Origin of the sequence: Brevundimonas sp. NIBR11, from assembly GCF_027912535.1 — a bacterium.
Taxonomy (GTDB): Bacteria; Pseudomonadota; Alphaproteobacteria; order Caulobacterales; family Caulobacteraceae; genus Brevundimonas.
In genome coordinates this window covers 479,667-504,282 of sequence record NZ_CP115465.1, presented here as the reverse complement: position 1 = coordinate 504,282, position 24,616 = coordinate 479,667, and the positions used below count along the sequence as shown (strand labels likewise).

The 24,616-nt window shown below is 67.4% G+C and carries 21 protein-coding genes; 13 read left to right on the top strand and 8 right to left on the bottom strand.

All coding sequences use genetic code 11. The features are described from left to right. Window positions 1–106: 106 nt before the first annotated feature. Both O5O43_RS02350 and O5O43_RS02345 read right to left on the bottom strand, forming a co-directional pair. Window positions 107–2,515, bottom strand: coding sequence for a PAS domain-containing protein (locus tag O5O43_RS02350; protein ID WP_271085324.1), 2,409 nt, complete (start codon window positions 2,513–2,515; stop codon window positions 107–109). Window positions 2,516–2,567: 52 nt separating this feature from the next. Next, window positions 2,568–3,074, bottom strand: a complete 507-nt coding sequence (locus O5O43_RS02345; RefSeq protein ID WP_271085323.1) for a YcgN family cysteine cluster protein — start codon at window positions 3,072–3,074, stop codon at window positions 2,568–2,570. A 36-nt stretch (window positions 3,075–3,110) separates the two neighbouring features. Between O5O43_RS02345 and O5O43_RS02340 the strand changes: the two genes are divergently transcribed. Further along, window positions 3,111–4,916 (top strand): ABC-F family ATP-binding cassette domain-containing protein, encoded by a 1,806-nt coding sequence (locus tag O5O43_RS02340; protein ID WP_271085322.1) that lies wholly within the window; start codon window positions 3,111–3,113, stop codon window positions 4,914–4,916. Here the strand turns inward: O5O43_RS02340 and O5O43_RS02335 are convergent. Beyond that, entirely contained in the window at window positions 4,913–5,746 is an 834-nt protein-coding gene (locus O5O43_RS02335) for an SDR family oxidoreductase (RefSeq protein ID WP_271085321.1), read from the bottom strand. The two genes, O5O43_RS02340 and O5O43_RS02335, sit on opposite strands and share 4 nt — an antisense overlap. A 95-nt stretch (window positions 5,747–5,841) precedes the next feature. On the opposite strand from O5O43_RS02335, the gene O5O43_RS02330 reads away from it, so the two are divergent. The 6 genes from O5O43_RS02330 to O5O43_RS02305 all read left to right on the top strand — a co-directional run bounded on the left by O5O43_RS02330 (window position 5,842) and on the right by O5O43_RS02305 (window position 12,090). Next, on the top strand, window positions 5,842–6,759 hold the full coding sequence (locus O5O43_RS02330) for a LysR family transcriptional regulator (RefSeq protein ID WP_271085320.1): 918 nt from the start codon (window positions 5,842–5,844) through the stop codon (window positions 6,757–6,759). Window positions 6,760–7,459: 700 nt separating this feature from the next. Beyond that, a complete protein-coding gene (locus O5O43_RS02325) occupies window positions 7,460–8,494 on the top strand; it encodes an ABC transporter substrate-binding protein (protein ID WP_271085319.1) in 1,035 nt (344 codons plus the stop codon). Continuing rightward, the gene (locus O5O43_RS02320; protein WP_271085318.1) at window positions 8,487–9,239 is read left to right on the top strand and encodes an ABC transporter ATP-binding protein; all 753 of its coding nucleotides are present in this window, start codon (window positions 8,487–8,489) and stop codon (window positions 9,237–9,239) included. Before O5O43_RS02325 ends, O5O43_RS02320 begins: the two co-directional genes overlap by 8 nt. Continuing rightward, the gene (locus O5O43_RS02315; RefSeq protein WP_271085317.1) at window positions 9,236–9,997 is read left to right on the top strand and encodes an ABC transporter permease subunit; all 762 of its coding nucleotides are present in this window, start codon (window positions 9,236–9,238) and stop codon (window positions 9,995–9,997) included. Before O5O43_RS02320 ends, O5O43_RS02315 begins: the two co-directional genes overlap by 4 nt. A gap of 81 nt (window positions 9,998–10,078) precedes the next feature. Beyond that, window positions 10,079–10,984 carry a hypothetical protein gene (locus O5O43_RS02310; RefSeq protein WP_271085316.1) on the top strand — a complete coding sequence of 302 codons (906 nt, stop codon included), beginning with the start codon at window positions 10,079–10,081 and terminating at the stop codon, window positions 10,982–10,984. Further along, on the top strand, window positions 10,981–12,090 hold the full coding sequence (locus O5O43_RS02305; protein ID WP_271085315.1) for a DUF2336 domain-containing protein: 1,110 nt from the start codon (window positions 10,981–10,983) through the stop codon (window positions 12,088–12,090). The genes O5O43_RS02310 and O5O43_RS02305 overlap by 4 nt, the downstream gene beginning before the upstream one ends. Before the next feature lie 57 nt (window positions 12,091–12,147). Here the strand turns inward: O5O43_RS02305 and O5O43_RS02300 are convergent, their stop codons facing one another. The 3 genes from O5O43_RS02300 to cysK form a co-directional block, all read right to left on the bottom strand. Then, window positions 12,148–12,576: a MucR family transcriptional regulator gene (locus tag O5O43_RS02300; protein ID WP_271086365.1), complete on the bottom strand. Its 429-nt coding sequence runs from the start codon at window positions 12,574–12,576 to the stop codon at window positions 12,148–12,150. Window positions 12,577–12,747: 171 nt separating this feature from the next. After that, window positions 12,748–13,965, bottom strand: a complete 1,218-nt coding sequence (locus O5O43_RS02295; RefSeq protein ID WP_271085314.1) for a DUF2336 domain-containing protein — start codon at window positions 13,963–13,965, stop codon at window positions 12,748–12,750. A 45-nt stretch (window positions 13,966–14,010) separates the two neighbouring features. After that, window positions 14,011–14,985 carry a cysteine synthase A gene (gene cysK / locus O5O43_RS02290; RefSeq protein WP_271085313.1) on the bottom strand — a complete coding sequence of 325 codons (975 nt, stop codon included), beginning with the start codon at window positions 14,983–14,985 and terminating at the stop codon, window positions 14,011–14,013. 288 nt (window positions 14,986–15,273) lie between these two features. Here cysK and O5O43_RS15960 point away from each other — a divergent pair, with 288 nt between their 5' ends. Continuing rightward, window positions 15,274–19,089, top strand: coding sequence for a GAF domain-containing protein (locus O5O43_RS15960; RefSeq protein ID WP_348637149.1), 3,816 nt, complete (start codon window positions 15,274–15,276; stop codon window positions 19,087–19,089). On the opposite strand, the gene O5O43_RS02275 is transcribed toward O5O43_RS15960, so the two are convergent. Further along, entirely contained in the window at window positions 19,086–19,676 is a 591-nt protein-coding gene (locus O5O43_RS02275) for an Lrp/AsnC ligand binding domain-containing protein (RefSeq protein ID WP_271085312.1), read from the bottom strand. The two genes, O5O43_RS15960 and O5O43_RS02275, sit on opposite strands and share 4 nt — an antisense overlap. On the opposite strand from O5O43_RS02275, the gene O5O43_RS02270 reads away from it, so the two are divergent. The 4 genes from O5O43_RS02270 (at window position 19,653) to O5O43_RS02255 (ending at window position 23,483) form a co-directional block, all read left to right on the top strand. Beyond that, on the top strand, window positions 19,653–20,561 hold the full coding sequence (locus O5O43_RS02270; RefSeq protein ID WP_271085311.1) for a DMT family transporter: 909 nt from the start codon (window positions 19,653–19,655) through the stop codon (window positions 20,559–20,561). The two genes, O5O43_RS02275 and O5O43_RS02270, sit on opposite strands and share 24 nt — an antisense overlap. A 73-nt stretch (window positions 20,562–20,634) precedes the next feature. Then, a complete protein-coding gene (gene fliI / locus O5O43_RS02265; protein ID WP_271085310.1) occupies window positions 20,635–21,978 on the top strand; it encodes a flagellar protein export ATPase FliI in 1,344 nt (447 codons plus the stop codon). 25 nt (window positions 21,979–22,003) lie between these two features. Continuing rightward, a complete protein-coding gene (locus tag O5O43_RS02260; RefSeq protein WP_271085309.1) occupies window positions 22,004–22,414 on the top strand; it encodes a flagellar FliJ family protein in 411 nt (136 codons plus the stop codon). A 13-nt stretch (window positions 22,415–22,427) separates the two neighbouring features. Continuing rightward, on the top strand, window positions 22,428–23,483 hold the full coding sequence (locus O5O43_RS02255) for an endo-1,4-beta-xylanase (protein ID WP_271085308.1): 1,056 nt from the start codon (window positions 22,428–22,430) through the stop codon (window positions 23,481–23,483). On the opposite strand, the gene arr is transcribed toward O5O43_RS02255, so the two are convergent. Continuing rightward, window positions 23,480–23,914 (bottom strand): NAD(+)--rifampin ADP-ribosyltransferase, encoded by a 435-nt coding sequence (arr, locus tag O5O43_RS02250; protein WP_271085307.1) that lies wholly within the window; start codon window positions 23,912–23,914, stop codon window positions 23,480–23,482. The two genes, O5O43_RS02255 and arr, sit on opposite strands and share 4 nt — an antisense overlap. A 246-nt stretch (window positions 23,915–24,160) precedes the next feature. On the opposite strand from arr, the gene O5O43_RS02245 reads away from it, so the two are divergent. After that, the gene (locus tag O5O43_RS02245; protein ID WP_271085306.1) at window positions 24,161–24,592 is read left to right on the top strand and encodes a BLUF domain-containing protein; all 432 of its coding nucleotides are present in this window, start codon (window positions 24,161–24,163) and stop codon (window positions 24,590–24,592) included. Window positions 24,593–24,616 lie beyond the last annotated feature (24 nt).

Genomic DNA, 24,616 nt, shown 5'->3' with positions numbered 1-24,616 from the left:
GGATCAGCGTCACAAGGCGCGGATAAGGGCTCTAAATAAAGCCGACCATTGATTCAAAAGGTCGAATTCGGCAAGCCGTTGATGGCTTTGGCCGAACCTTCGACAACTATGCGGCCCTTGCAGCCCGCCCGTCTTTGACGGATTTCAGGGCGCCCGCGATGGCAGCGATCAGTTCGCCGATCTGGATCGGCTTGCCGACATGACCGTCCATCCCCGCCTCCGCGCAGGCCGCGATCTGCTCGGGCTGGACATTGGCCGTCAGGGCCAGGATCGGCACGCCTGCCCTCGGCCCTTCCAGCGCACGGATCGCCCGCGTCGCATCCATCCCGTCCATCACCGGCATGTGCACGTCCATCAGGATCAGGTCGAAGTCCTCGGTCGCCGCCGCCTGCACCGCCTCGGCCCCTTCGCACACGGCTCTCAGCTCGACGCCCCATCCCGCCAGGACGATCCGCACCAGCTCCCGGTTCGCGGGCGCGTCGTCGGCCAGCAGGATGCGCGTTCCCGGCGCCAGCCCGACCACGTCGTCCGCCTCGGCCGCCTCGGCATGTTCGGCCTCTCTCAGAGGAACTTCGAACCAGAAGGTCGAACCTTCGCCCGGGCGGCTGGCCGCCCCGATGTCTCCGCCCATCAGTTCTATCAGCCGCCGAGAGATCGCCAGACCCAGCCCCGTCCCGCCATAGACCCGCGTCGTCGACGCGTCCGCCTGGGTGAACCGCTCGAACAGACCGTCGATCTTCTCGGGGGCGACGCCGATGCCGCTGTCGCTCACCGCGACCCTCATCCGGTCGCCGACCCGGCCCACCTCCATCCGGATGTTCCCCGACACCGTGAATTTCACGGCATTGGACAGGAAGTTCAGCGTCACCTGACGCAGCCGCCCCTCGTCTCCGAGCAAGGCCCTGGGCAGATCATCGGAGACCGCCACCGCAAGCCCGATGCCCTTGGCCAAGCACTGGGTCTCCACGATCGCTGCCGCGCCCTTGGCCATCGCCTCGGGATCGAACGCCGCTTCGTCCAGACCGACCGCCTCCGCCTCCAGCTTGGAGTAGTCCAGAATATCGTTGATGACGCTGAGCAAAGCTTCGCTCGCCGTCGCGATCCGATCGGCATAGCGCCGCTCCGTTTCGGGCAGATCGACGCTCTCCTGCAGCAGGCCCGAGAAGCCGATCACGGCCGTCAGCGGCGTCCTCAGCTCGTGGGACATGTTGGCCAGGAACTCGGACTTCACACGCGCGGCAGCCTCCGCCACATCGCGCGCCGCAATGAGTTCGGCCTCCAGCCGCTTCGTTTCCGTGATGTCTCGCACGACATCGTGGAAGCCGACCGCCTGCCCTTCGGCGTTGCGGATCACGCTGGTCCGCGTCTCGAACCAGCGCACCGATCCGTCGCGGTGCACGCCGCGATAGCGGACGCCTCGGGATGACTGTCCGATCGGAAGCTTCACCAGCGCGCGGAAGCTCTCGGCCAGTTGAGGCACGTCTTCGGGCAGGATCATGTCCGTGACCGGCCGCCCGATCACCTCGCCCGGGGTCTTGCCGCTCGACGCCTCGATCGAAGGCGAGACGTAGGTGACGATCCCGTCGACCCCATAGGTGATGATGATGTCCGTGGCCCCGTCGGCCAGCATCCGGTAGCGCGCCTCGCTGTCGACGATCCGCCGCCGCGCCGTCTCCGCCTCCGTGACGTCCTGGAACACGCCGTACAGGGCTGAAACATGCCCGTCGGCGTCGGTCTCGGCCATGCCGCGCGACACCACGATCCGCGCTTCGCCGTCGCCCCGGATGATCCTCAGCCGGAACTCGTAGGGCGCGCCCGTCTCGATGGTCCGCTGGATGCAGCCTCGCACCTCGGCCCGGTCCTCAGGATGGTAGAATTCCACGGCGTCGTCGTAGCCGGGATCGAACGTGTCGCGGCGCACGCCATGGATTCGATAGACCTCGTCCGACCAGGCGACCTTGTTCGTCGCCAGCTCCAGCCGCCAGTGACCGACGCCTGACATCTGTTCGGCCATGCTGAGCACGCCCAGCTGCTCGGCGATGACCCGCGTCGCCGCCGACTGATCCAGGATGTCGCCTGCCATCCCGGCCATCAGCGTCAGCTTGTCGAGCATGCTGTCGCTGGGTCTCGCACGTGGCTTGACATCCAGCACCGAGAAGGCCCCGACGACACGGCCGTCCGCAGTCGAGACCGCCGCCCCGGCATAGAACCGAATGCCGTCTGGCCCCGTGACAAGCGGATGTTCGTTGAAGGGCGCGACGGCAGTGGCGTCTTCGATGACCAGCACGCCGTTCTGTCCCAGGGCGGCTACAACATGCGAGACGCTTTTCTCGCGCGGCATCCATCCCATTGTGATCGGCACATTGGAGCGAAAAATCGCCCGCTCTCCGTCCAGCACCGACAGCATGATGATCGGGGTGTCGAAGATCGTACAGGCGAGTTTGACCAGCCGGTCGAACGCCGCCTGATCTCCTCCCTCTGCCGTATCTTTCACAATCGCGTTCGACGCGGTCATGTGCGGATCTCCGTCCTGACGCGGAGAATGCCGTTGAGGTCCAAAGTTTTAGTTAGCGCGCTGGGTCGTTCGCCGGCGTTACGCCCCGCTCCTCGATCCAGTCGGACGCATCGTGGTCGATCGCATCTTCGGGCAAGGCCAAGTCTTCTTCCGAGATCGTCTGTCCGCGGATCGACACCCCCGCCGTATGCACCGTCTCCGGATCGCCGGACACCAGTGGATGCCAGTCCGCCAGGCCCCGCCCTTCGTGGATGCGCCGATAACCGCAGGACTTCGGCATCCATGCCAGCGCCTGGATGTTCCAGGGCGTCAGCTTGATGCAGTCCGGCACATGCTCCTTCCGATTCGCATAGTCGGTGCAGGCGCACAGCTGCCCGTCGAAGAGCTTGCAGTGGACCCGCGTCGGGAACACCTCGCCCGTATCCTCGTCCTCGAACCTGATCAGGCAGCACAGCCCGCACCCGTCGCACAGGCTCTCCCACTCCTCGCGGGTCATCTGATCCAGCCGCTTCGTCTGCCAGAAGGGCTTGGGTTCGGGGGTCGTACGCTCTACATCCACGCCCTCCCATACGCCTCCCCGCGCCCGAAAGCACCCATGGCTCCTCGCCCCCCTCTCGTCGCCCTCAAGGACGTCCGCCTCCAGGACGGCCAGCGCCCGCTGTTCGATGGCGTCGACCTGGCCATCGAGCCCCGCACCCGCTCCTGCCTCGTCGGTCGCAACGGCGCCGGCAAGTCGACCCTGATGAAGGTCGTCATGGGCCTGATCGAGCCCGACAGCGGCGCCCGCACCATCAACGGCGCGGTCAAGTTCGCCTATGTGCCGCAGGAGCCGCTGATCGCTGGCGACACCCTGCTGGACTACGCCACCTCCAACGGCGCCGAACACTGGACCGCCGAGGCCTGGCTCCAGACCTTCGGCATGGACGCCGCCAAGTCCACCCAGGGCCTCTCGGGGGGCGAGATCCGCCGCGCCGCCCTGGCCAAGGCCTTCGCCGAGGAGCCCGACCTGCTCCTGCTCGACGAGCCGACCAACCATATGGACATCCTGGCGATCGAGCTTCTCGAGAACGAGATCATCAGCGCCCGATGCGCCGCCCTGATCGTCTCCCACGACCGCGCTTTCCTGAACCGCGTGACCCAGTCCTGCCACTGGCTCGAGGGTCGCCGCGTCCGCACCCTGAACAAGGGCTTCGACGCCTTCGACGAATGGGCCGCCAAGACGATGGAAGAGGAGGCGATCGCCTTCCAGAAGCTGACCAAGACCATCGAGCGCGAGACCGCGACCTTCTATTCCTCCATCACCGCCCGTCGTAGCCGGAACGAGGGCCGCGCCCGTTCCCTTGAGGCGCTTCGCGCCGAACGCGCGGACGCCGCCCGCGACCGACCGCGCGAGATGCAGCTCGGCGTCGATTCCGGCGGCACGTCCGGCAAGCTGGTCGCCGACCTGAAGGGGATCAGCAAATCCTTCGGCGACCGCATGGTGATCAAGCCTTTCACCAGCCGCATCCTCCGCGGCGACCGCCTGGCCATCGTCGGCCCGAATGGCGCCGGCAAGACCACCCTGGTCAAGATGATGCTGGGCGAGCTCGAACCCACGACCGGAACCGTCAAACTCGGCGCAGCGCTGGAGACCGTCTACCTCGATCAGTCGCGCGAGGGCCTGCGCTCGGACATGACCCTGTGGGACGCCCTGACGCCCGGCGGCGGCGACTCCATCATCGTGCGCGGCCATTCGAAACACGTCGCCGCCTACGCCAAGGACTTCCTGTTCACCGAGGCCCAGCTGCGCCAGCCGATCTCGACCCTGTCGGGCGGGGAGCGCAACCGCCTGCTGTTGGCCCTCGCCCTGGCCAAGCCCGCCAACATGCTGGTCCTCGACGAACCGACGAACGACCTCGACATGGACACGCTCGACAAGCTCGAAGAGCTGCTGGAGCAGTATGACGGCACCCTGATCCTGGTCTCCCACGACCGCGATTTCGTCGACCGGCTGGCCACCTCGACCATCGGCATGAACGGGCGCGGCGACATCGTCGAGACCCCCGGCGGCTGGACCGACTTCATCGGCCAGAACCCCGGCTTCCTGAAACCGAAAGAGGCTGCGCCCACCCCGTCCAAGCCCGCCGTCGTCGCTCCGCCGTCGCCGCCCCCGCCGGCCGCCAAGGGCAAGCTGTCCTTTAAGGACCAGCACCGGTTGAAGGAACTGGACGCCCTGATCGCCGCCCTGCCTGGAGACATCGCCGCCCACCAGAAGCGGCTCGATGACGTCAACTTCTACTCCCGCGACCCCTCCGGCTTCGCCTCCACCATGAAGGCCCTCGAAGCCGCCCAGGAAAAGCTCGAAGCCGCCGAGATGGAATGGCTGGAACTGGAGGAGAAGCGCGAGGCCCTCGCCGGCTAGCCCTTCAGGGCGAAGGCCTTTCGCATCTCCGCCCAGTAGACGTCCTCGCCCGCCTCCCGACGCAGGGCGACCAGGGGCTTGATATCGTCCGTCGCCACCCAGCGAAGGCGGTCGGTGCGGTCCATGCAAGCCTCGAGCATGACCCGCGCCACATCGGCCGGCGTCGCGCCTCTGCGGACGGCGCGCAAGCCCTCGAACAGGGTCTCGCCCGCCGCGATGATGGGTGCATAGTCTTCCGGGGCCGTCGTCTGGGCCGCCTCCGCACCGACCCTCTGACCGAACTTCGTCGCCAGAACCCCGCCCGGCTCGACCAGCTTGACCCGGACGCCCAGCGGCTCCAGCTCATAGGAGAGCGCTTCCGAGAATCCCTCCACCGCGAACTTCGAGGCGTTGTAGAGCGAGCTCATCGGCAGGCCGAAGACGCCCGCCCCCGATGTGATGTTGACCACCACCCCCGACCGGTTCGCCCGGAAATGCGGCAGGATCGCTCGCGTCGTCTCCATCAGGCCGAACACGTTCACGTCGAACTGCTCGCGCACCTTCTCCGGCGACGTCCCCTCGAACACGCCGAACAAGCCGAAGCCGGCATTGTTGATCAGGGCGTCGATCCCACCGAAGCGGTCGATGCCTGCCTGGATCGCGGCCTCGATGGTCGCCGGATCCTGCACGTCCAGCCGGGCGACCAGCACATTGTCTCGGCCCGCGAACGGCGCTCCGTCTTCCAGGCGGCGGACAGTCGCCACCACGTTCCAGCCTTCATCGGCGAAAAGCCCCACTGCGGCGAGACCGAAGCCGGAGGAACAGCCGGTGATCAGGACTGTCTTGGTCATTTGAACTCTCCTTGTCTTGGAGAGCGCTATATCGGCGCCCACATTGCTGAGATAAGCCGCCCAGTCCGACATGAGACGATGAGAAAATCCGAACAATGAGCGAGCCAACGCTCAGCGAGCTCAGGGCCTTGGCCGCCGTCGCCGCCCGTCGCAATTTCCGCGCGGCGGCCGCGGAGGTCTCGACCTCTCCCTCGGCGCTCAGCCACGCCGTGGCGGGGCTGGAGCGCCGTCTAGGCATCCGCCTGTTCAACCGCACGACCCGCAGCGTCTCCCTGACCGACGCGGGCCGCGACTTCCTGGCTCGCGTCGCGCCCGCCCTGGCCGAAATCGAGGCGGCGGTCGAGACGGTCAACCGCTTCCGCGCCACCCCGACCGGATGCCTGCGCCTCAATGGCTCCGAAGGCGGGTTCGAGCGATTGATGCCGACGATCGTCTCCTTCACCGAGGCCTATCCCGACATGCGCGTCGAGGCCGTCGTCGAGGGTCGCATCGTCGACATCGTCGCCGAGGGTTTCGACGCCGGCGTCCGCCTGGCCGAGTGCGTACCCCAGGACATGGTCGCGGTCTCCCTGGGCCAGGACGAGGCCATGATCGTGGTCGCAAGTCCCTGCTATATCCAGAAGCGCGGCGCGCCTGAGACCCCTGCCGATCTCCACGCGCATGACTGCATCCGCGCCCGTTTCCCGTCGGGCCTGCCCATGCGCTGGGAGTTCGAACGCCACGGCAAGGTTCAACGTATTGAACCGCAGGGCCGACTGACGCTGGGCGGCGATCAATTGACTCTGCAGGCCGCGCTCGCCGGCGCCGGTCTGGCCTGGGTCACCGCCTGGTCCGCCGCGTCGCATCTCGCCGACGGCCGCCTGACGCAGGTGCTCGCCGACTGGACACCGCCGTTCGAGGGCCTGTGTCTCTACTATCCAAAGCAGCGCGCGCCCTCTACGGGTCTCAAGGCCTTCGTGGATCACCTGAACGCGGCGAAGAAACGGGAATCTGTGGACAATCCAAATCGCTGATCCGCCACAGCGAATCTCGTCCGTCCACAGAAGTTAACAGGGTTGTCCACCAGCGTTCGCCGGATGCTGCACACCCCCGCGATTTCAGGCGCTTGCCGTCTAACGCATTCGGAGCGAACGTCAACAGGCCGAGGGACACGGCGGCGCGGAAATCCGGTGAGAGCCGGAACTTCAAGCGGGTCGGTCCGGCTCTCTGACCAAGGGGTCCAAAGGCGCTTTCGGGCGACGGCGGAAAGACCGGGCAGGATCAAGGCCCCAGACCATTTGCGCTTCGGCGCGGGGATAGGGAACCGGATCGGGATCGATGAACGACGGCGGGGACGCAATCCTCGACGGACCGGCATCGGACAGGAGCCGCCAGGATACAGCCGACCGCCTCCGGGTTCGCCCGCAGGTGCTGACGCCAAGGCCCTGAACCTCAATGGCCAAGTCCCAACCCGGACTTGGCGAGGGGACGAGGAGTTTCGGTTCGCCGGAGCTTGTCGTCCCCTCGCTCAATTCCGGCGCCGACTTCGTCGCCTCGCGACCGAATCTGGCGCAGGTCTATGCCAGTTATACAGCCGGGTCTTTGACATCGCCGGCTCGAACCCGACTTAACGGAATATCCCGACTCCATTTTTGGAGTCGGTGAGTTCGACCGGTCCGGGGCTCCGGCCCAGCTTCACTTCCCTTGCGTCGCCAGCCGCCCTAGTTTGCGGCGATGCAGCGCCGCTCGACCCAATCCGTCGTCAACCGCCGGCTCGTTCTCGCGGGCGGGGTCGCCGTGACCGCCATGGGTTTGGCCTCCTGCGACAACGCCGAAGCGCCCGTCGACGACCAGGGCCGCGTCCGCATCCGCTTCGCCACCGACTGGCGCGCCCAGGCCGAGCACGGCGGCTTCTACCAGGCCCTCGCCTCGGGCGCCTACGAACGACGCGGCCTGAACGTCCAGATCATGCAAGGCGGCCCCGGCGTGAACGTGCCCCAGCTTCTGGCCTCCGGCGCGGTCGAACTGGGTATGGGCTCCAACAGCTTCATCCCCCTGAATCTCGTCGCCGAAGGCGCCCCGGTGAAAGCCGTAGCCGCCTTCTTCCAGAAGGACCCCCAGGTCCTGATCGCCCACCCCGATCCCGACCTAACCGGCATCGCCGATCTCGCCGGCCGCCCCTTCCTGCTGGCCGACGCCTCTATCACGGCGTTCTGGGTCTGGCTTAAGGCCAAATACGGCTTCACCGACGATCAGGTCCGCAAATACAACTTCAACCCCGCGCCCTTCCTCGCCGACGACCGCGCGGTTCAACAGGGCTACCTGACCTCCGAGCCCTACACGATCGAGAAGGAGGCCGGCTTCGAGCCGCGCGTCTTCCTCCTCGCGGACGAAGGCTACCCGTCCTACGCCACCATGGTCCTGTCGCCGGACGGGTTCGCACGCGACAACTCGGCCGCCCTGCGCAGCTTCATCGCCGCCTCCGCCGAGGGTTGGCGCGACTACATCCGGGGCGACCCGGCTGCCGCGGACGCCCTGATCCGGCAGGCCAATCCGGAGATGACCCAGGACATCCTCGATCAGGCTCGCACCAAGCTCAGCGAGAACGGCATCGTGGATTCCGGCGACGCCGCCCTCTACGGCCTCGGCGCCATGACCGCCGACCGGTGGCAGGCCTTCTTCGAGGTGACCTCGCAAGCTGGCGTCTACCCCACCGACCTGCGCTGGCGCAGCGCCTTCACCGACGACTTCCTGCCCGGCCGTGGCTGAAGCCGACGGGGCGGTCGCCGGCCTTTCCGGCGTCACGGTCGCCTACTCCGGCCGCCCCGCCCTCGGCCCGCTCGACCTGAGCATCGCACCCGGCGAGATCGTCGCGGTCGTCGGCGCTTCCGGCGCCGGCAAGTCCACTGCTCTGCGCCTGCTCGCCGGTCTGGAACAGCCCGCCTCCGGAACTGTCGTCCGTCCGACTGGCCGCACCGGCTTCGTCTTCCAGAGCCCCACCCTGATGCACTGGGCCGACGCCCGCACCAACGTCGCCCTGCCTCTCGAACTGTCCGGCGTCCCCGCCGTCGAAGCCCGCCGCCGCGCCGATGAAGCCCTCGCCGCCGTAGGCCTCGGCGATCGCACCACCGCCCGCCCTCGCCAGCTCTCCGGCGGCATGGCGATGCGCGTCTCGCTGGCCCGCGCCCTGTCGATCCAGCCCGACCTCCTTCTGCTGGACGAGCCCTTCGCCGCCCTCGATTCCATTACCCGCCGACGCCTGATCGAGGACCTGCACACGCTTTGGATTGCCCGCCCGATGGCCGTGGTGTTCGTCACCCACGACGTTGAGGAGGCCGCCTATCTCGCAGGCCGCGTCGCCGTCCTGTCCGCCGCCGACGGCCGCACCGTCGCCGACATCCCCATGCCCGGCCCCCTGCCCCGTCCGGTCGACTGGCGCCGCGCCCCCGCCTACCGCGAGGCCGTCGAGACCGTGGCCGATGCGCTCGACCTTTCCATGGGGCGCTCAGAATGAAACGCCTCTTCGACGCCCTCCCCGCCCTCGCTCTGACCGCCGCCCTGCTGGCGATCTGGGAGATCTCGGTCCTACTGCTGGACGTCCCGGTCTACTTCCTGCCCCCGCCCTCCGACGTCGTTCGCGCCCTGCTCGACAACGGCCCGGTACTCGCCGGTTCGGCGCTCCAGACCTTCTGGATGGCCCTGAAGGCCCTGATCGTCGCGACCCTCGTCGGCGGCGGCTTGGCCGTCAGCGTGTCGCTCAGCCGCCCGGCCGAACGCGCCGTGGCCCCCCTGGCCGTAACGCTTCAGGTCACCCCCGTGGTCGCCATCGCGCCTCTGGTCCTCATCTGGTTCGGCCTCGACCACGCCGATCGGGCGGTGACGGCCCTCGCCGCCGCCATCGCCTTCTTCCCGATTTTCTCGGGCGTCCTGACGGGGCTGAAGTCCGCCGACCCGGATCTGGAACGGTTATTTGACCTCCACGCCGCGACACCCCTGCAACGCCTCTGGCGTCTGCGTCTCCCCTCCGCCCTGCCCTTCGCCCTGGAAGGCCTGCGGGTCGCGGCTGGTCAGGCGGTGGTCGGCGCGGTGGTGGCGGAGTTCGTCTCCGGCTCCGGCGCGGCGCAGGGTCTGGCCTGGCGTCTTCTGGAGGCCGGCAATCGTCTGCGCACGGCCGATCTTCTGGCCGCCCTCGCCTGTCTCGCAGCCCTTGGTCTGGCGCTTAACGCAACCACTCGCCTGATCGAGCGCCGCCTGCTGCGGGATCGTGCCTAGGCCTTTACGTCTGTTAGCGTGGGGTTAAGCCGCAGCGCTCTAGGCTGTGCCGTACGTTCCTCTCCGAACGGGAGCCCGCCTTTGCCGCACCGCGCCCCTCGCATCCTGACCTTGCTGACGGCGACAGCGGGCGCATGCCTACTGGCCACGGGAGCGACCGCCCAGAATACGACCGGGGCAGCCCCCGCCGCAGGCCGCTACCTGACCTGGGCCAACCGCCCGGCTGACACCACCCCTGCCGATGTCGTCGCCGCTCAGGCCCGCGTCCGCAACGGCATGATCCCGCGCCGCATGGCTCCGTCGCAAGGCTACAACCGTCCCGCCATGCAGGCCCCGGTCTCCGCCATCGCGGTGTCGCGTGGCCTGACCCCGGCCAGCGCGTGGATCGGCCCGCGCGTCGCCCCGTCCTATGCCCCTGGGTCCCCCGATCCCATTGCCTATGCGACGACCGAAGTGGCCGCGCCGGCCCCCGTCTATTCCCCGCCAGCGGCGCTCGTCGCGCCAGCGCCCGCCGCGCCTCCGCCGGTCACCGGCGCCGCCGTCGATCCCATGGCCCCACGCCGCGACGCGCCAGTCTTCAGCGTCCCGCAGTCCGTCCAGGCCCCGACGGTTCAGCCCCAGGCCTCGCAACCCGTGGCCGCCGATCCTGGGGACCCCAACGCCCCTCGCCGCGACGCCCTCATCTTCCAGGTGCAGCAGGGTCAGACCGGAGCCCAGGCCCAGCAACAAGCCGCTCTCTCTGCTCCGACCCAGGGAGCCCCCAACCAAGCCCCTGTGCAGTCTGGCCAGCCCGGCGCCCGCTATTATTCGGTGCACCGCGACGCCGGACATCGCCCGGACCCCACGACCCTTCCCGAGCCCGTCTATTTCGACAGCGTCTCCGTTGATCTGGCCGCCCAGCAGCAGCCCGCAGACGACGAGGTTCCGGCGAGGGACGCGCGCGGCCGTCGGCGCGTGGTCGCCAACGAAGACCCGAGCCTGCCATGAGCGACGCCGCCTTAGCACCGATCGAGACCGGCTCGCGCCTGCCGGACCTGATCGTCCTCGCCCAGGAACCGTCCAGCGAGAAACGCCGCGCCCTGCTGCGGGAACTGACCGAGCATTTCTTCGGCACGGTTCAGCGCAGCGCCGCCGAGGACGCCCTCTACGATTCCGTCCTGACCGACCTGACCGCCGAGATGGAGACCGCCGTCCGCGCCGAGCTTTCGGCACGGTTCGCTCTGTCGCCGGATGCGCCAAGGGGTCTGATCCGCCGATTGGCTAACGACGAGGCGGCCGTCGCCGACGCCGTGCTGCGCGCCTCCACGATCCTGACCGACGACGATCTTCTGGGCGTGGTCCGCTCCAAGGGCCAGGCTCATCTGCGCGCCGTGTCCGAACGCGCGACTGTGTCCGAGGCCGTCTCCGATGTCATCGTCGAGCGCGGCGACGACGAGACCCTGGGGACGCTTCTGCGTAACGACGGCGCCCGACTGTCGCGCGCCGCGACCGAAACCGCCGTCGAACGCGCCAAGGTCAACCCGGCGCTCCACGACGCGACGGTCCAGCGCAAGGGCTTGCCCGCGGACCTCCTGAACGACATGTATTTCGTCGTCGAGGCCCGGCTGCGCCAGCAGATTCTTGAACAGAACGCCGCCATGGACCCGGCCCTTCTGGAAAGCGCACTCGCCGCCGGTCGCGCCCGCGTCGCCACCGAGGACGGCGCTCTGCCCGCCGACTATTCGGAATGCCTGGCCTATGTTGACGAGCTCCGCGCCGCCAATCAGCTGACCCCGACCATGCTGGCCCGCTTCCTGCGCTCAGGCAGCCGGACCTCCTTCCTGATCGCCCTCGCTCAACTGGCCGATGTAGACTTCCATACCGCCAGCCAGATCGTGGAGAAGAAGGAGCTCGACGCCTTGGCGGTCATCTGTAAGGCCGCCGACCTCGACCGCTCCCTTTTCCTGACCTTCGCCGTGGTCATCATCGGCGGAGAGGAGAACGCCATGGGCAAGGCCGGCAGCTACGCCAAACTCTATGCCGAACTGCAGCGTGACGCGGCGCTGCGGACCCTGCGCTTCTGGCGTATGCGCCGGAGTTCGGCGGCGGCCTGACGGCAGAACGCCCGCCTCCTTGCGGAAGCGGGCATCCGATCTTCGAGAAGCCGAAGACTACTTCTTGGCGCGCGTCGCGCGGGCCGGCTTACGGCCGCCCTGCCCCAGGCCCATCTGCTTGGCCAGATCCGAGCGGGCCTTGGCGTAGTTCGGGGCGACCATCGGGTAGTCCTTGGGCAGGTTCCACTTGGCGCGATATTCTTCCGGGCTCATGTCGTACTTGGTGCGCAGATGCCGCTTCAGCGACTTGAACTTGCGTCCGTCTTCCAGGCAGATGAGGAAATCGGGGCTGATCGACTTGCGGATCGGCACGGCCGGTTCCTTGACCTCGGGTTCGACTTCGACGACGCCGGTCGAAACCTGCGACAGGGCGGCATGGATGTTGGCGATCAGCGACGGCAGATCGTTGGCCGAAACGCTGTTGTTGCCCACATAGGCCGAAACGATGTCGGCGGTCATTTCCAGAAGTTCGGAGCGGTCGTCCAGTCTTGCAGCGTCCACGAGCTTGTCCTTGCTTAATCTTGCCGCACAGTGGCGATTGAGATTCCGGCAAATACGGATGTTCGGCGGCGAAAGCAATGCGGCGCCAGACAAGGTTCGCAATAATGTCGTCGAGCAGTCCGACGCACTATAGTCAGAGTGGTAACCGCGAATGAATCAACGGCCGAAGTTCTCCGCCAGGGCCATCATCGCGGCGCGCTCAGGTGTCGAATAATCATCCAGCGACTGATCGTCCCCGTTACGGATGGCCTTGATCAGATCCGGCGAAAGAGCCGAGGACAAGGACCAATTCCAGTAACGCAACACCGTCTGGGCGCGATCGACGGCCAGCATCTCATAGGTGACCTGAACGCGGTCCCAGTCCGGGTGAACCCGACCGTCCGCCGTGGTCTCCGGACGTCTAACGGAACGCCACAGATTCTGGAGATCGATCCGCGACATCCCGGTCGCCTTGCACAGGATGGCCAGGGGCTCGCCGCCGATGTCGCCCATGATCTTGGCGCCGGTCAGAGGTTTGATGCCTGCAAGGTAGGCGATTTCGGCGGCCACCTCGCGGCTCAGGCCGTCGCGCGCGGCGACGGTCACGGCGTGCTCCAGACTGTCGTAGGGGCTCTTGTCGATGGCGGCGCGGTTGCGCTGGCGGCGCTCGATGAACTGCAGGGCCTTGCGCGAGACCGGATCCTGCCAGCCCTCCTCTGCGGCCATGGCGAAGACGTCCTCGACCACCTCCTGCATGACCTCGCGGGACACGGCGAAGCGCTGAAGCACCGTCTTGCGATCCTCCGCCGGCGCCCACCAGAACATCACATAGGCGCCCGACGGCCTCAGTTCGGGGCGTCGGAGCAAGTGGCCGCACAGGACCGGCATCGAACGGCTCAGCGCCACGATCGCTTCGACGCCGCTCTGAGACAGGCGGGCCGAGGTGTTGCGCAACAGGGCTTCGATGACCCCCTGCTCTCCAAAGCCGATCAGGGTCTCCGTCACGACCTCCGTCAGACCGCGCCGGCTGGCCATCAGGAAGCGGTGCTCCGGCCCCGTGTCGCGGGCGCAGGCGACCAGGTCGGCGTCGCTCAGGGACGCGCACTGCTCCAGCAACAGGCCGGCGATCGGCGGCTCGTCCCGCAGCAGCATTCGCGCCAGGCTGTTGGGCAGCTCCGCGAGAGGAGCCAGTCGCTGGGCGACGCGCTGGCGCTCCCGCGGTGCGGCCAGCCGTAGCATCTCGACCAGCAGGTCGCCGGTCACCGCGCGTTCGAAGGCGTTGACCCGGCTGCCAGGCAGCGACACCACGTCGGCCAGTCGCTTCAGCAGCGCGTGGCGCGCGCGGAACGCGGGCTGCGGGGCCTCTTGCGGGGAAACGGGCGCCGGATCGGACATGACGGAGGCAGATTAGGCCAAGGCCGGTTAACCGGCGGTGACGGCCTACAGACCCTCGAACAGCGCGGTCGACAGATAGCGCTCGGCGAAGGACGGGATGATGACCACGATGGTCTTGCCCGCGTTCTCGTCCAGCGCGGCCAGACGGAAGGCGGCGGTCAGGGCGGCGCCGGAGGAAATGCCGACCGGAATGCCTTCGACCCTGGCGACCTTGCGGGCCATTTCGAAGCTGTCCTCGTTGGAGACCTGTTCGACGCCGTCGATGACAGATCGGTCGACGATCGCGGGGATGAAGCCCGCGCCGATGCCCTGGATCTTGTGCGGGCCCGGTTCGCCACCCGACAGGACGGGCGACGCCGTCGGCTCGACCGCCACCATGCGCACCGATGCCTTTCTGGCCTTCAGCGCCTGACCGACGCCAGTGATGGTGCCGCCCGTGCCGACGCCGGCGACGACGATGTCCACCGCACCAGCCGTATCGTTCCAGATTTCCTCGGCCGTAGTGGAGCGGTGGATGGCGGGGTTGGCCGGATTTTCGAACTGCGACGGGCTGACGGCGCCCGGCGTGCGCTCGAGCAGTTCCGCGGCCATGGCGATGGCGCCCTTCATGCCTTTCTCGGCCGGTGTGAGGACCAGCTCGGCGCCCAGCAGGGCCAGCATCTTCCTGCGCTCGATCGACATCGATTCCGGCATGACCAGGATCAGGCGATACCCCTTGGCCGCCGCCACGAAGGCCAGGGCGATGCCCGTGTTGCCCGACGTCGGTTCGATCAGGACGGAGCCCGACGAAATCTTCCCAGCCGCTTCCAGCGCCTCGATCATCGCCACCCCGATCCGGTCCTTCACCGAGGCGATGGGGTTGAAGAACTCCAGCTTGGCCAGCACCCGGGCCTTTGGCGCGTAATCTTCCGACAGGCGCGGCAAGCCGACCAGCGGGGTGTCGCCGATGGTGTCGACGATCGAGTGGTAGATCTTGCCTCGGCCCTGGGTGGCGCGGGCATTGGGGGCGGTGTCGGACATGGGGAGCTCCGGCTGGTCGCGTTGAAATGAGAGTCGGGATAGTCCGTTAAGTCTGGTCGTGCGGCTCCGACGAGAGTCGGGATAGTCCGTTAAGTCGGATTCGGACCCGATCGCAGGGCCTCTGAAAGACATAGGGCCGCCGCTCCCACAGGCAAGCGTCTGGCGTGGACCCATTCAAGCTTTACCGCGTTCACGAGAGTTCGCGGCGACCCAACGGACGCCTACGGGGGACGATCGTTGTCTGCAAAAGCCGCCATCACTCAGTCCTTTCCTGGCGGCCATGGGGAGATGGCGAAGCGGGTTCAGTCCCACGACTGGGCCTCTACGCCTCTCGGCGCCATCGAGGCCTGGCCCCAGTCCCTGCGGACGACGGTGTCGCTTCTGATCGCCTCGCCGGTGCCCATTGTCCTTCTGTGGGGAGAGCATGGGGTGATGATCTACAACGACGCCTATTCGATCTTCGCTGGCGGTCGTCACCCGCAGCTGTTGGGCTCCAATGTTCTCGACGGCTGGCCGGAGGTCGCCGCGTTCAACGACCACGTCATGAAGGTCGGTCTGGCGGGCGGCACGCTGGCCTACAAGGACCAGGAACTGACACTGAACCGCAGCGGCGAGCCAGAGCAGGTCTGGATGGATCTCGACTACTGGCCAGTGCCCGACGAGAGCGGCCGGCCCGGTGGGGTGATCGCCACTGTCATCGAGACCACCGCGCGCGTGGAAGCCGACCGTCAGAGGTCCGACACCAATGAACGGCTTGAGCTGGCCTTGTCCGCCGGCCGCGGCGTCGGCACCTGGGATTGGGACATCGCCGCCGATCGCGTCGTCGCTGATGCCCGGTTCGCTGAGATGTACGGCGTCGATCCGGCCATGGCGAGGGTTGGAGCGCCGATCGCGGACTTCTTCCGGTCCATTCACCCTCAAGACGCCGACCGCGTCGCCGAGGAGGTTCAGACGACGGTTCGCACCCTGACGCCTTTCCGGTCGGAATATCGGCTGATCCAGTCGGACGGGAGGGTTCGCTGGGTCGCCGCCGAAGGACGCATCGTGACCGACGCCGACGGGGCGCGACGGTTCCCGGGCGTAACGTTCGACATCACGGATCGCCGGGAGACCGACGCCGCCCTGGCCGAAACCGAGACGCGTTACGAGGCTCTCTTCAACGCCACAGGCACCGGCTTCTGCATCATACAGATGAAGTTCGACGCCGACATGCGGCCGGTCGACTACAGAATCGTCGAGGGCAATCCTGCGTTCGAGGACATGACCGGCCTTCGCGACGCCAACGGAAAATGGGTGTCGGAGATCGCGCCGGGGCTGGAGCGGCACTGGTTCGAACTTTATGGCCACGTCGCCCTGACCGGCGAGACCGCCCGATTCCAGAACCCGGCCGACATCTTCGGCCGATGGTATGATGTCGAAGCCTTGCGCATCGGCGACCCCGAACAGCATCGCGTCGCCATCCTGTTCACCGACATCACCGAGCGCAAGCTGACGGAGGCCCGCCAGAAGGCGCTGATCGACCTCAATGACGCGATCCGTGATCTGACCGATCCGGCCGAGATCGCCCATGCGTCATCGCGCATCCTGGCGGAGACCCTCGGCGTCAGTCGCGTCGGTTACGGCGTGATGGACACCGAGGCGGAGACCGTCACCATCGCACGCGATTACAACGCCCCAGGCGTCCAGAGCATCGCGGGCGTTATCCACTTCCGGGACTTCGGAAACTACATCGAGGACCTCGCAAGAGGCGAGACGGTCATCTTCGCCGACGCCGCCAACGATCCGAGGGTCGCGGACGGCGGCGCCGCCCTGGCCGATATTCGCGCGACCTCACTCATCAACATGCCGCTGATCGAGCAGGGCAAGGTCGTCGCCCTGTTGTTCGTCAACAACGCCACGCCGCGCGAATGGTCTGACGAGGACGTGGCTCTTGTGCGGGAGGTCGCCGAGCGCGTTCGGACCGCCAGCGAGAGAGCGCGGGTCACCGCTTCGCTCGAAGCCAGCGAGCGGCGACTGCGCTTCCTCGACGAACTCACGACCGCCGCCCAGGTGACGATCGACGCCGAGGAAATCCTGGCCATCATCACGCGTCTGACCGGAGAGCATCTGGGCGCGTCCGTGGTGGCCTATGCCGACATGGACCCCGATGAAGACGGCTTCACCATCCGGGGGGATTGGACGGCGCCGGGGGCGACCAGCATCGTCGGCCGGTACCAGCTGGCCGACTTCGGTCGATTGGCCGTCGAGGAGCTGGGCGCAGGCCGCCCGCTGATCGTCGCCGACAATCTCAAAGAACTTGCGCCGGAGGAGGCGGCGACCTTCCAGAGCATCGGCATCGCGGCCACGGTCTGCATGCCCCTGGTCAAGGAGCGGAGGCTGGTCGGACTGATGGCCGTTCATCACAGCGCGCCGCATGTCTGGACCGATGAGGAGCTGGCGATCATCCGTGAGGTGGTGACCCGGTCCTGGGCCCATATCGAACGCGTTCATGCCGAGGCCGAACGGCTCGAAAGCGAAAAGCGCTATCGCACCCTGTTCGAGAGCATCGACGAGGGCTTCTGCGTCATCGAGTTCATCGACGGTCCGGACGGTCCGCTGAGCGACTACATCCACGTCGAGGCCAACCCCGCCTATAGCGCCAATACCGGCATTCCCGACATCGTCGGCAAGCGCCTGCGCGAGATCGTCGGCGATGAGGCCGACAGCTGGCTGTCACTCTACAAGGGCGTTCTCGAAACAGGGCAATCGATCCGCTTTGAAAAGGAGCTGGAGCAGACCGGGCGCTGGTTGGAACTCGCCGCCTTCCGCGTAGGGGCGGTGTCGGACAAACAGGTCGCCGTCCTGTTCAAGGATCTGACGGAGAAGAAGCGGGCCGAGATCGAACTGCACACCCTGAACGCCACCCTGGAGGATCGGGTGGCGGAGCGGACCGAAGAGCTGACCCGCGCCCACGAGGCCCTGCGACAGTCGCAGAAGATGGAGGCGGTGGGGCAGCTGACCGGGGGCATTGCACACGACTTCAACAACCTGCTGGCCGGCATCTCCGGTTCGCTCGAACTGCTCGGCAAGCGCCTCTCGGAAGGCCGCCTCAACGGCATGGAGCGTTACATCGACGCCGCGCAAGGGTCCGCCCAGCGCGCCGCCTCTCTGACACAGCGGCTGCTGGCCTTCTCGCGCCGCCAGACGCTGGATCCCAAGCCAACCGACGTCAACCGCCTGATCACCGGCATGGACGACTTGATCCGGCGCAGCATCGGGCCGGACATCGAACTGGAGGTCGTCGGCGCGGGCGGCCTGTGGGCGACCCGCATCGACCAGTCACAGCTGGAGAACGCCCTCCTCAACCTCTGTATCAACGCCCGCGACGCCATGGCCCCCGGCGGCGGACGGTTGACGATCGAGACCTGCAACAAATGGCTGGACGACCGCGCGGCCAAGGCCCGCGACCTGCCGCCGGGTCAGTATGTCTCGCTCTGCGTCACCGACACGGGCACGGGCATGCCGCCCGAGGTCCAGGCCCAGGCCTTCGACCCCTTCTTCACCACCAAGCCGCTGGGCCAGGGGACGGGGCTGGGCCTGTCGATGATCCATGGCTTCGTGCGGCAATCAGGCGGTCAGGTGCGGATCTATTCGGAGATGGGCAAGGGCACGACCATGTGCCTGTACCTGCCCCGCTATCAGGGCGACGTCGATGGCGACGAGATGGCCGGGATGACCCCGGTCGCCGAGGGTGGACACGGAGAGACCGTCCTGATCATCGACGACGAGGAGACCGTGCGGATGCTGGTCGCCGAGGTTCTGGGCGACGCCGGCTACACGGTGATCGAGGCGCCGGACGGGCCGTCGGGGCTTGAAATCCTGCGTACGGATCGGCGCATCGACCTGTTGATCTCGGACGTGGGCCTGCCGGGCGGAATGAACGGGCGCCAGGTGGCGGACGCGGCGCGCCTGTCCCGGCCAGACCTGAAGGTGCTGTTCATCACCGGCTACGCGGAGAACGCGGCGGTCGGCAATGGCCTTCTCGCCCCTGGCATGGAGGTGCTGACCAAGCCCTTCGTCATGGGCGACCTGGCCGCAAAGGTCCACGACATGATCGAGGCCTAAAGACGGATCATCGCCCGCGCGGGATCGACGCCCACGACCTCGCGGATCACGATCATGCTCTTGAAGGCGCGCACGCCGCGCTCAGGGACCAGTTCGCGGATGCCAAAAGTCTCGTATTCCGCCATCGAGCGCACCGCGACGGTCAGCAGATAGTCGGTCTCTCCGGTGACATCCCAGCAGCCCTGCACCTCGGGGCTGGCGCACATAGCGGCTTGAAACGCCGTCATGACCTTTCGGTCCTGAGTGTTCATTTCGACCAGCACATGCAGGACGATGCGCGGCTCCACCCTGGCCGGATCGACCACGGCGACATCGGCGACGATGACCCTTTCGGCGCGCAGACGACGGAGCCGGCGCAGCACGGCGGACTCCGACAGGCCGACCGCCTCGGCCGTGACCCGCGCAGGTTCGAGGTTGTTGCGGCGGACGCGGTCGAGAAGCTTATGGTCGAAGGCATCAAGGGTGGCGAATTCCGTCATATCGAAGCCTTGAAAGACGATTTCAGGTGCACTGGAGCCTGAAATCGCCGGGAAGCGCAATCGCGTTCCGTCTATCGTTGCGGCATGTCGATGATCGCCCTCCGCCAAACCCTAAACTCCCCGCGCCTCGCGTCCGCCGCGCCCTATGCGGCGCTTCTTGGCGCCATGCTGTCGCTCGCCTTCGGCACCTCGTTCGCCAAGCAGATGTTTCCCATGGTCGGCGCCGAAGGGACCGCCGCCCTTCGGGTGGGTCTCGCCGCCCTGATGCTTCTGGCCGTCTTCCGGCCCTGGCGGCTGCGGCTGGGGCGTGAAGACATCAAGCGGGTGCTCGCCTTTGGTCTGGTGCTCGGGCTGATGAACCTGAGCTTCTACATGTCGCTGCGGACCGTTCCGCTGGGTCTGGCCCTGGCCATCGAGTTCACCGGGCCCCTGACCCTGGCCCTGATCCATGCGCGGCGGTTGATCCATTTCGTCTGGATCGGATGCGCGGCCGTGGGTCTGTTGCTGCTCTTGCCGCTGAGCGGCGGCGCCGGATCTCTGGATCCCGTCGGCGTCGGCTTCGCCTTGGTCGCGGCGGTCTGCTGGGCCCTTTACATCGTGTTCGGCAAGCGGCTGTCGCACATCCCGTCAGGGCCTTCGGTCGCCATGGGGATGAGCGTGGCGGCCCTTGTCATCCTGCCCTTCGGCGTCGGGGCCGCCGGAGCCGGCCTGTTCGCCCCGTCCGTCCTTATCCTGGCCGTGGTCGTGGCTATCTGTTCCAGCGCCCTGCCCTATTCGCTGGACATGGTCGCCATGCGCGGCATGCCCAAGCGCACCTTCGGCGTCCTCCTCAGCGGCGAGCCCGCCATCGGCGCCGTGGCCGGGATGCTCTTCCTGCACGAGCTGCTGACCGGCCAGCAGTGGCTGGCCATCGGCTGCATCGTCGCCGCCTCGGTCGGCGCCATCCTGACGACCGGCAAGGAAGAGGCCGCCCCGGTTCCCACAGCCAACTAGGCCCGGCTTCATCCCGCGTTAACCACGTTGGACCAGAGGTTAACGTCTCCGTTTCCGCCCTCAGGTCCCTCGTTTGCGCAACCTCGTCGCCGCCGTCGAAGCGATCGATCCGTTGGTCGTCACCGGCAAGGTGGCGGGCGTCAGCGGCCTGCTGATCGAGGCCCGTGGCGGCCTGTCACGCCTCGCCGTCGGCGCCCGGGCCGAGATCGGTCGTCGAGGGCAGATTCCCCTGCCCGCCGAGGTCGTCGGCTTCCGGGATTCCAAGGCGCTGCTGATGCCCTTCGGCCCGGTCGAAGGCGTGGCCCCCGGCGCCGACATCCACATCATCGGCGAACAGGCCAGCGTACGCCCGACGACCGCCTGGCTCGGCCGGATCATCGACGCCTTCGGCAATCCCATCGACGGCAAAGGTCCCCTGCCGCAGGGGCCTGCCCCCTATACGCTGCGCGCCTCGCCGCCCCCCGCCCATTCGCGCGGCCGCGTCGGAGAACGGCTGGATCTCGGCGTCCGCTCGATGGACGTCTTCACCACCACCTGCCGGGGCCAGCGTCTGGGCATCTTCGCCGGCTCGGGCGTCGGCAAGTCGGTGCTGCTGTCCATGCTGGCCAAACAGGCGACCTGCGACGTCGTCGTGGTCGGCCTGATCGGCGAACGGGGCCGGGAGGTCCGCGAGTTCATCGAGGAAACCCTGGGCGAAGAAGGCCTGCGCCGGGCCGTCGTCGTGGTCGCCACCTCCGACGAGCCGGCCCTGAAGCGGCGTCAGTCCGCCTACATGACCCTGGCCATCGCCGAATATTTCCGCGACCAGGACCTGGAAGTCCTGTGCCTGATGGACTCGGTCACCCGCTTCGCCATGGCCCAGCGCGAGATCGGCCTGGCCGCCGGCGAACCCCCGACGACCAAGGGATACACCCCCACCGTCTTCACCGAGCTGCCGAAGCTTCTGGAGCGCGCCGGGCCCGGCCCGGTGCGGGCCGACGGCACGACGGCCGGGCCCATCACCGCCCTGTTCACCGTGCTGGTGGACGGCGGCGACCATGACGAGCCCATCGCCGACGCCGTACGCGGTATTCTGGACGGCCACATCGTCATGGACCGCAAGATCGCCGAGCGCGGCCGCTTCCCCGCCATCGACGTCCTGAAATCCGTCAGCCGGACCATGCCGGGCTGCCAGACCCCGCCCGAGCGCGAGCTGAACAAGCGCGCCCGCCAGTGCCTCTCCGCCTACGCCTCAATGGAAGAGCTGATCAAGATCGGCGCCTATCGCGCGGGCGCCGATCCAATCACCGACCGGGCGATCGCCCTGAACCCGCAACTGGAAGCCTTCCTGGGCCAGGACAAGGACGACGCCACGCGTCTTTCCGATTCCTTTACCCGCCTGGAGGCAATTCTGAACCAGGGCATGGTCGCTCAGTGACCCCTACCCGTTGGAGTATAGCCGCATGACCGCCTGGGCCCATTCGCTGATCCGCATCTCCAACTACGAGGTCGAGACGCTGCAGAAGCGCCTGGCTGAGATTTCGTCGCGCAGGGCTTCGGCCGAAATGCGTCTGGCGGTTCTGGACGCCGAGGTCGAGGTCGAGCGCGAGCGCGCCCGCGCCGACGCCGAGGCCGGGCTTCTGCTTCAGGCCTATATGAACGGCTGGAAGGCTCGCAAGGGCGCGGCCGAAAGCGACCTGACCGTCCTCGACGCCGAGGAAACCGGCGCCCGCGACGCCCTGACCGACGCCTATTCCGAGCTGAAGAAGTTCGAACACGTCGCCGAAACCACCCGCCTGAACGCCCTGATCGCCGCCGGCAAGCGCGAGACGGCGGCGTTCGACGAGATGGGTCTGCGTCGTCGCAGCGCCTGATCCGGCGCGCGGCATGATCGATCGCCGCACCGTCCTCGCCTCGTCGCTCGCGCTCGCGGCCTGCGGAAACACCGCCGCCGCCCCGGCCATCGCGGCGACCCCGCTGAAGTCGATCGCCCCCTTCCCCATCGGGACCTGCGCCATGACCGGCCAGTTCCAGGACCCGGCCTGGGTCGATCTGTGCCTGACCCACTGCTCCCAGCTGACGCCCGAGTGGGAGATGAAGATGGAGTACATCCTGTCGGAGACCGGCGAGTACCGCTGGGACGCGCCCGACCGGATCGCCGACTTCTGCACCACCCACGGCCTGCGTCTCTTTGGCACGACCCTGATCTGGTACTCGCAGGACAGCGCCTATTTCCGCTCCCTCAGCGGCGAGCGGTTCCGGACCGAATACGACCGCTACATCCAGACCGTCGCCCAGAGATACCGTGGCCGCGCCACCGGCTGGGACGTCGTCAACGAGGCGGTGGCCGAGAATGGCGCCGGCCTGCGCACCTGTCTGTGGTCGGAAGCCCTCGGCCAGGACGGCTATATCGCTCGCGCTTTCGAACAGGCGAAGCTGGCCGATCCGGACGCGGTCCTGTTCCTCAACGACTACAATCTCGAGAACCTGCCGACCAAGGGGGCGACCTTCCTCCGGCTCGTCGAGCGGATGCTGAAGGCGGGCGTTCCCATCGGGGGCATCGGCACCCAGTCCCACCTCGACATCGAAATCCCCGCCGGCCAGACCGCCGCCTTCTTCCGCGAGGCCGCTCAGTTCGGCCTGCCGATCCATGTCTCGGAGCTCGACGCCTCCCTGCGCTCAGAGGGCCGGATCGACACCCGCTCCCAGCGCCAGAAGATCGAACAGCAGACCGCCCGCGTCGCCGAACTGACCGAAGCCTTCATGGACCTGCCGCCCGCCCAACGGTTCGCCTTCACCGTCTGGGGGATGCGCGACACCGACAGCTGGCTGAGGCGCGACGCCCGCGACGACGGCAAGGACAGCCCGCTGCTGTTCAACGCCCAGGCTCGCGCCAACCCGATGTTCCAGGCCGTTTCCGACGCCATCCGCGAGGGCGTCTAGTCGTAGATCGGCGCGCCCTCGGCCAGCAGCCGGGCGACATTGTCCTTCATCGCCTGCACCTGCTCCGGCGGATGCCCTTGCCATTCGGTCACCTCGCCGACGATCCGCAGCGGCGCGCGCGAGCGATAGGACAGGGTCGGATTGCCGGGAAATTTGGCGTTGGTCAGGTTGGGATCGTCCTCGATCTCACCGGTCGGCTCGACGATGAAGATGCGCTGACACCCCTCGCCGCGCGCCAGTTCCGCGCCCCAGGTCGCCGCCTCCAGCGTGCCGGAGAAATAGATCCACGACAGTTTCAGCCCCTCGCCGTAGTTCGACTGAAATCCCGGCTGCAGCAGGTCGCCGACGCCCAGGTCCGCGCGGGTGCCGTGATAGAGGGTGTGGGGCACGCCCCCGGCCGCCACCGTGCCGTATGTCGGATCGGTATTCATCGCCGCCTCCCGTGCCGTTCGAAGGCCCCGCAGTCTGCGCACAAGTCGCCCGCTGGCAATTCTTGATCTCGGATTTTTCGTCGCCATATCGGTGACTGGCGAGCGACGGCACACCCGGCCGCCTGTGCGCGCGTGGCGCGAACCCTATAACTTTTGTCTCAACACCCGCGTGTCGGACGGCCTCATTAAGGTGTCGCCAAGCATGCCGGCGCATCGCTGCTCGTGCGATTTTCGCATGGAGCCGGCATGACCCAGGACCTTCAACAACTGGCCTTCCGCAGTGAGGCCGCAACGGCGAACGAAGCCCTGAGCGGTCTGCTGGCCATTCTCGGCGGGGCGCAGCGGCGCAACCGCGAGGCGGGCCTGACCGGAGCCATCGCCGTCTCGGGCGCGCGCTATTTCCAGGTGCTGGAAGGCGACGGCGAGGCCATCGACGAAGCCCTGGCCCGGATCGAGGGCGACCCCCGGCACGAGAACGTCCAGATCGTCGCCCGCCGCCCGGTGCCGTTCCGCTCGTTCGAAGCCTGGTCCCTGGCCTCCCCCACGGTCCTTCCCAGCCTCAAGCTCCAGATCGACCTGGCCATCTCGAGCTGTGAAGCCGACTGCGACTACGCCATCTCACTGCTGCGCAGCGTGGTCATGACCCAGCACCTGAACGGATGTCTTCTGGCGGCGTGATCCCCTCACACCGTCCGATGACCA